Origin of the sequence: Enterococcus sp. 10F3_DIV0382 (assembly GCF_002140245.1) — a bacterium.
GTDB classification, from domain to species: domain Bacteria; phylum Bacillota; class Bacilli; order Lactobacillales; family Enterococcaceae; genus Enterococcus_B; species Enterococcus_B lactis.
Window position 1 is genome coordinate 859795 of record NZ_NGMF01000001.1, and the last position, 6884, is coordinate 866678.

Here is a 6884-nt window from a genome sequence, read left to right on the forward strand (position 1 = left end):
AGAATGAAAGAAAAAAACTGGCTCGATTATCTTGACGCGGTAAATGATTTTTCTTTAAGTAAAGGCGAACCTGATTGGATGAGAACCTTCCGTCAAGACGCACTAACAAAAGCAGATGAACTGCCATTGCCGCATATCGATCGGGTGAAATTCCATCGTTGGTCGTTATTCGATGTGAAAGAAACACAAACTATCAGTGAAACAGGCACGATTCCAGCATTTGATGCAATGAAAGACAATCCTGTGCTTGTCCAACAAGGTTCATGGACGATTTTTGAACAACTACCTGTGGAATTAGCAGAAAAAGGAGTCATTTTTACCGACTTGTCTACTGCAATGATCGAATACCCAGAACTAGTCCAAGAATATTATATGAAAAAAGCAGTAAACATGGACGAAGACCAATTGACTGCACTCCATGTAGCTTTTATGAACAGCGGTATTTTCCTGTATGTGCCTAAAAATGTCGTGATCGATGAACCACTCGAGTCCTTATTCATTCAAGATGGCGCATCCGATGAGCACTTCTTCAAGCATGTGTTGATCGTGGCAGATGAACATAGTGAATTTTCTTATCTGGAACGTTTCCAGACAACCAAAGAACAAGTAGCAAAATCATCAGGTAATATCATCGTGGAAGTCATCGCTAAAGCTGGTTCAAAAATCAAATATTCAGCTGTAGATCAATTAGGAGAGAATATTACTTCTTATATGAATCGCCGTGGGCACATTTTACGAGACGCTTCTGTCGACTGGGCAATTGGTGTCATGAATGACGGTCATGTGATCGCTGACTTTGATTCAGATTTAGCAGGAGAAGGTGCACACGCAGAAGTCAAAATCGTGGCGATCAGCTCGGGCAGACAAATCCAAGGAATCGATACACGAGTAACCAATAAAGCACCTCATACGATCGGGCATATTTTGCAACACGGAGTGATCCGAGAAAAAGGAACATTGACCTTTAACGGTATCGGCCACATCCTGAAAGGAGCAAAAGGTGCAGATGCTCAACAAGAAAGCCGTGTCTTGATGCTTTCTGACAAAGCACGTGGTGACGCGAATCCTATTCTTTTGATCGATGAAAACGAAGTAACTGCTGGACATGCTGCCAGTGTAGGACGAGTTGATCCAGAAGAAATGTACTATCTGATGAGTCGAGGATTGCATAAAGAAGAAGCAGAGCGCTTAGTGATTCGAGGATTCCTCGGTTCTGTCTTAACGGCAATCCCTGTAGAACAAGTTCGGAAAGAATTAGTCGAAGTAATCGAAGGGAAGTTGAATGGATGATCGATGCTAAAAAGCTACGCAATGATTTTCCTATTTTATTTCAAGACGTCAATGATGAACCTTTCGTTTATCTGGATAATGCAGCGACGACCCAAAAGCCAAAACAAGTACTCCAGGCATTAGCGCACTATTACGAACACGATAACGCCAATGTTCATCGCGGTGTCCATACGTTAGCAGAACGCGCGACCCATGAGTATGAACAAGCAAGAGAAAAAGTACGAGCGTTCATCCATGCAAAAGAAACAGCAGAAGTGCTGTTTACACGTGGTACGACGACAAGTTTGAATTGGGTAGCCAGAAGCTTCGGCGACCGCTATATCAAAGCAGGAGACGAGATAGTGATCTCTTACATGGAACATCATTCTAATGTTATCCCATGGCAGCAGTTGGCAAAACGAACAGGTGCCGTCCTGAAATATATCGAACTAACAGAAGAAGGCTTCCTGGATATGGAGGATGCAGCGAAAAAGATTACGGACAAAACCAAAATCGTCTCCATTGCTCATGTATCCAATGTTTTAGGTGTCATCAATCCTGTTCAAGAATTAGCTGAACTTGTCCATGAAAACGGTGGGGTCATCGTAGTAGATGGTGCACAATCTGCCCCACACATGGCCATTGATGTCCAAGCACTAGACTGTGATTTCTTTGCTTTCAGCGGACACAAAATGTGCGGACCAACAGGTATTGGTGTTTTATATGGTAAACGAAAATGGTTAGAAGAAATGGAACCCGTTGAATTTGGTGGCGAAATGATTGATTTTGTCGAATTATACGACAGTACATGGAAAGAACTACCTTGGAAATTCGAAGCAGGGACACCAAATATCGCTGGCGCTATCGCATTAGGCCATGCAATCGATTATTTGCAAGAACTCGGCATGGACAATATCCATCGATATGAAGAAGAACTAGCCGCTTATGTGTTGCCAAAATTACAAGCAATCGATGGATTGACTGTTTATGGTCCGCAAGACCCGAAATTTCGGACAGGAGTTGTTGCGTTCAATTTGGATGGGTTACATCCCCATGATGTCGCGACAGCTTTAGACATGGAAGGGGTAGCCGTTAGAGCAGGTCATCATTGTGCGCAACCGCTATTGAAGTACCTTGAAGTATCAGCGACTGCTCGCGCCAGCTTTTATTTCTACAACACGACGCACGACGCCGACCGTTTAGTTGAAGCAATCATGGCAACAAAGGAGTTTTTCCAACATGGGACTATCTAAATTAGACAATTTATACCGTCAAGTGATCTTGGATCATTCTTCCCATCCGCATCATCGTGGAAGCTTGACCGACTCGACAAGCAAGATTGAATTGAACAACCCCACATGTGGAGATGTGATCGAATTGCAAGTCGATGTAAAAGACGGAATCATCAAAAATATCGCCTTTGACGGCAGCGGCTGCTCCATCAGTACGGCAAGTGCCTCGATGATGACAGACGCCGTCATTGGAAAATCAATAGAAGAAGCAGAACATTTAACTGTAGACTTTCTACAGCTTGTCCAAGGAAAAGAAGTCCAAGATCCCGACCAATTAGGCGATGCTGCTATGCTTGGTGGTGTAGCTAAATTTCCCGCTCGGATCAAATGTGCGACACTTGCCTGGAAAGCACTAGGAAAAGCAATGGAAAACGATGGTACCGCAGCTTTCCATCATTACCACAAGGAAGAGGAGTGAGAACATGGGCGTACCAGAATTAGAAGAATATAAATTCGGGTTTCACGATGATGTCGAACCGGTTTTCAGTACAGGAGAAGGCTTGACAGAAGAAGTGATCCGTGAGATGTCAAGAATCAAAGGCGAACCAGAATGGATGCTTGAATTCCGTCTGAAATCTCTAGAAACATTCAATAAAATGCCAATGCAAACATGGGGGCCCGACCTTTCAGACATCGATTTCGATGCCATCAAATATTACCAAAAACCAAGTGACAAACCCGCTCGTGACTGGGAAGACGTACCAGAAAAAATCAAAGATACATTTGAAAAGATTGGTATCCCAGAAGCTGAACGAGCTTATCTAGCCGGTGCTTCCGCACAATATGAATCAGAAGTCGTGTACCATAATATGAAAGATGAATTCGAAAAATTAGGAATCGTCTTTACTGACACTGACTCTGCTTTGAAAGAATACCCTGAATTATTCAAAGAGTACTTTTCAAAACTTGTACCGCCAACCGACAACAAATTAGCAGCGCTGAATTCAGCCGTATGGTCAGGTGGAACCTTTATTTACGTGCCAAAAGGCGTCAAAGTCGATGTTCCATTACAAACGTACTTCCGGATCAATGCGGAAAACACGGGTCAATTCGAACGTACGCTGATCATCGTTGACGAAGGAGCAAGCATCCACTATGTCGAAGGCTGTACGGCACCTACTTATTCAAGTAATAGTCTGCATGCCGCCATCGTAGAAATCTTTACAAGAAAAGATGCGTATTGCCGTTACACCACGATCCAAAACTGGTCAGACAATGTGTACAACTTAGTAACCAAACGAGCAAAAGCATACGAAGGCGCAACCGTTGAATGGATCGACGGAAACCTAGGTGCAAAAACAACGATGAAATACCCAAGTGTTTACTTAGATGGAAAAGGCGCACGAGGCACCATGCTCTCCATCGCCTTTGCAGGAGCAAACCAAATCCAAGATACAGGTGCAAAAATGATCCACAACGCACCAAACACTTCTAGTTCCATCGTCTCTAAATCAATCTCAAAAGACGGCGGTGAAGTAAACTATCGAGGACAAGTAACCTTTGCCAAAAACAGTGCGGGTTCGATCTCTCATATCGAATGTGACACGATCATCATGGACGAATGGTCGAAATCCGATACGATCCCATTCAATGAGATCCACAACAGCCAAGTCTCTTTAGAACACGAAGCCAAAGTCTCAAAAATCTCAGAAGAACAACTCTACTATCTGATGAGCCGAGGCCTGACAGAATCTGAAGCAACTGAAATGATCGTCATGGGCTTTGTTGAACCATTCACCAAAGAACTTCCAATGGAATATGCAGTCGAACTCAACCGATTGATCAGTTATGAGATGGAAGGGTCTGTGGGGTAATACTTAAATATAGAGGTTGTGACAGAAGTGGGCAGCTTCAAGAAATAAGAAGGAATTTACGAAAATTGCTTCTCAAATTTTTGTGAAATTTCGGCTTATTTCCGAAGAAGCTACTTCTGGAACACCGTTTATTCGGAAAAAGGAGGTGTGACAAGATTTTTGTCACACCTCCTTTCGTAATAAGGTGAAATGAAAATAATTTCATTCAAATGGACGAAGCTATCAGCTAGCTATATCAGAGTAATTTTGATGCAAAAAAAACAGAGCCAAAACATTCTTAGTGTCCGTAGCTCTACTTGTATGTTTCAAATTTAAGACAAAGAGGTGGCAAAAGATGTTAATGAGGAAGATAAAATTACTGTGTTATTTAAATTAGGAAAAATACAAACTAGTTAACTAACTGTAACAAGCTAATTTTAAGAGATTCTTATTAGAAGACGTTTAGGAATATTACTAAGAAAATGACCATACAGGTAATTGTCATTTCAATAATGTTTTCTAATTTTCGCGTCTTTGTTTTAAGAAAAAGACCAGAACCAGTTGAAAAAAAGTTGGTACGATAGTGAAGGGGGACAAAATTTCCTACTAATATTCCCACTAACAAGAGATAAAATGGCCAGTTTGGTGTGATTCCTCTATAAAAAAATGCCCACGCTACCGAAACCCCATAGATTAGCAACTGAACGATTTTTACAATGAAAAAAATTTTTTGCCATTACTCAAGGTCTCTTCCTCCTTGTATCGTTTATTTGTTTCATTTTATCATTACGATAGGCGCTTGAACAATACATTTTGTATTTTCTTGAGTGCTCTTGGATAAACTACCAGCGATGATCCTATTTATTTATGTTACTGCAAATCATCATAGCTGTCTCTTATACACATCTAGATGTGTATAAGAGACAGGTATAGAACACAATCCGATGGGTGGGATAAATGTAACTTTATTTATAAATAAAAAGAATTCTCAAGATATAGAGTTTAATGTGGTCTCTTATACACATCTAGATGTGTATAAGAGACAGATAGAACACAATCCGATGGGTGGGATAAATGTAACTTTATTTATAAATAAAAAGAATTCTCAAGATATAGAGTTTAATGTGATTAAAAAAGAAGGGAAATTACTATTAGAAGGAGTAGATTTATCAGGTGATTTATCCAAAAGAATAAAGGAGAAAGGATATGAATAACTTTTACACAGATGAACAAAGAGTTCAGATAGCTAAAAAGGAATACAATAATTTAAAGCTAAAAAAAGAACTAAAGATAGATGGAGTGAACATATCAATCGGCTACATCTCCCAAGTCATCAACAAACCCTCCGGCGAACAGTCTTTTGTCATCACCCATACGGACCGCTTCGTTTCCCCGGTTGCGCCATTGCCTGAAAGACTGGTGGGATAAATAAAACTAAACAAGGAGTCTAGCGTGAAAAAGAAAAAATGGTGGTTGGTCCCACTGATCGGATTACTCATACTTTTAGGAATGGGAGGAAAACTAGTGATAGACAAGCAAAAGGAAACAGAAAAGTTACAAGAAGAAATGGTCAAGATCGTGAAAAGCGAGGAGGCGAAACAGGAGTTTCAGGAGGTATGTAAAAATTTAGATTCAAGAGCATTCACCTCTGGTGGATTAATCCAAACTTATAAAATTGATTATACTACTATGAGGCATAATCCAATGGGCGGAATTAACGTAGTTCTAATAATTAATAACGATGAAGAATTAACCATAGAATATACCCTTAATAAAAGCAATGGAAAACTGGAGGCTGGCGGAATTAATTACTCTGGAAAATTAGCTGAGTTACTGGAGGAAGATCATAATGAATGATAAACAAAAAGTCGAGTTAGCTAATAAAGAGTACGATAATTTAAAAATAAAAAATAAAATAGATATAGACATAGCTCTTATACACATCTAGATGTGTATAAGAGACAGGAATAATACAAATAGCCTAATAATAGAATAGTTAATCATTTTTTAATTGATCATTCTCTTTGCTTCATTTCATTTATGCAAGAGAATGGTATTTTTTTCTAACTATCATAATGAAAAAAACAAACTTTTTATAATAAAAACAACAAAAAAATGTCTGAAAAATCGGACATAAAAGTGTTTGTTTTTGAGATGGCAATAGGGGTAAAGAAAGGACAAGATTGATAGAACTAGTTCTAATGATTAAACAATTTTGAAGATAACCCAAAAATGAACAGAAAAGACTTAAATATATAAGATATCATTCTCTTTGTTTAAATTACGCAAGAGTATGATATTTTTTCATTGTCTAACTATTATTTTATAAACTTTTTTTATTTTTATAGTAAAAATTTGGAATCCTGTATAAAGGCTTTTATGTTAACATTTAAATGAATGCGCTTTTATATAGTTGGGGTTTTGTATAGAGAAGATAAATAAACCATTAAAATTATAAACTTTGTGATGAATTTATAAATCCCGAATCACTTTACTAACTAAAAAAGGAGCCTAAATGAAAAAGAAAAAA

At 39.0% G+C, this 6884-nt stretch carries 7 protein-coding genes; all 7 read left to right on the top strand.

Annotated elements, in window-relative coordinates:
* Nucleotides 1–3: 3 nt before the first annotated feature.
* The 7 genes from sufD (at nt 4) to A5849_RS04300 (ending at nt 6211) form a co-directional block, all read left to right on the top strand.
* On the top strand, nt 4–1290 hold the full coding sequence (gene sufD / locus A5849_RS04265; protein ID WP_002312073.1) for a Fe-S cluster assembly protein SufD: 1287 nt from the start codon (nt 4–6) through the stop codon (nt 1288–1290).
* Nucleotides 1287–2522, top strand: a complete 1236-nt coding sequence (locus A5849_RS04270; RefSeq protein WP_002312075.1) for a cysteine desulfurase — start codon at nt 1287–1289, stop codon at nt 2520–2522. Before sufD ends, A5849_RS04270 begins: the two co-directional genes overlap by 4 nt.
* On the top strand, nt 2509–2979 hold the full coding sequence (gene sufU, locus A5849_RS04275; protein ID WP_002308248.1) for a Fe-S cluster assembly sulfur transfer protein SufU: 471 nt from the start codon (nt 2509–2511) through the stop codon (nt 2977–2979). The genes A5849_RS04270 and sufU overlap by 14 nt, the downstream gene beginning before the upstream one ends.
* Before the next feature lie 4 nt (nt 2980–2983).
* Nucleotides 2984–4375: a Fe-S cluster assembly protein SufB gene (gene sufB / locus A5849_RS04280; RefSeq protein ID WP_002287686.1), complete on the top strand. Its 1392-nt coding sequence runs from the start codon at nt 2984–2986 to the stop codon at nt 4373–4375.
* Nucleotides 4376–5298: 923 nt separating this feature from the next.
* Entirely contained in the window at nt 5299–5568 is a 270-nt protein-coding gene (locus A5849_RS15120; protein WP_256923970.1) for a DUF1310 family protein, read from the top strand.
* Entirely contained in the window at nt 5561–5782 is a 222-nt protein-coding gene (locus tag A5849_RS04295) for a hypothetical protein (protein ID WP_002345352.1), read from the top strand. Before A5849_RS15120 ends, A5849_RS04295 begins: the two co-directional genes overlap by 8 nt.
* A gap of 24 nt (nt 5783–5806) precedes the next feature.
* Nucleotides 5807–6211: a DUF1310 family protein gene (locus A5849_RS04300; RefSeq protein WP_002345351.1), complete on the top strand. Its 405-nt coding sequence runs from the start codon at nt 5807–5809 to the stop codon at nt 6209–6211.
* Nucleotides 6212–6884: the final 673 nt, after the last annotated feature.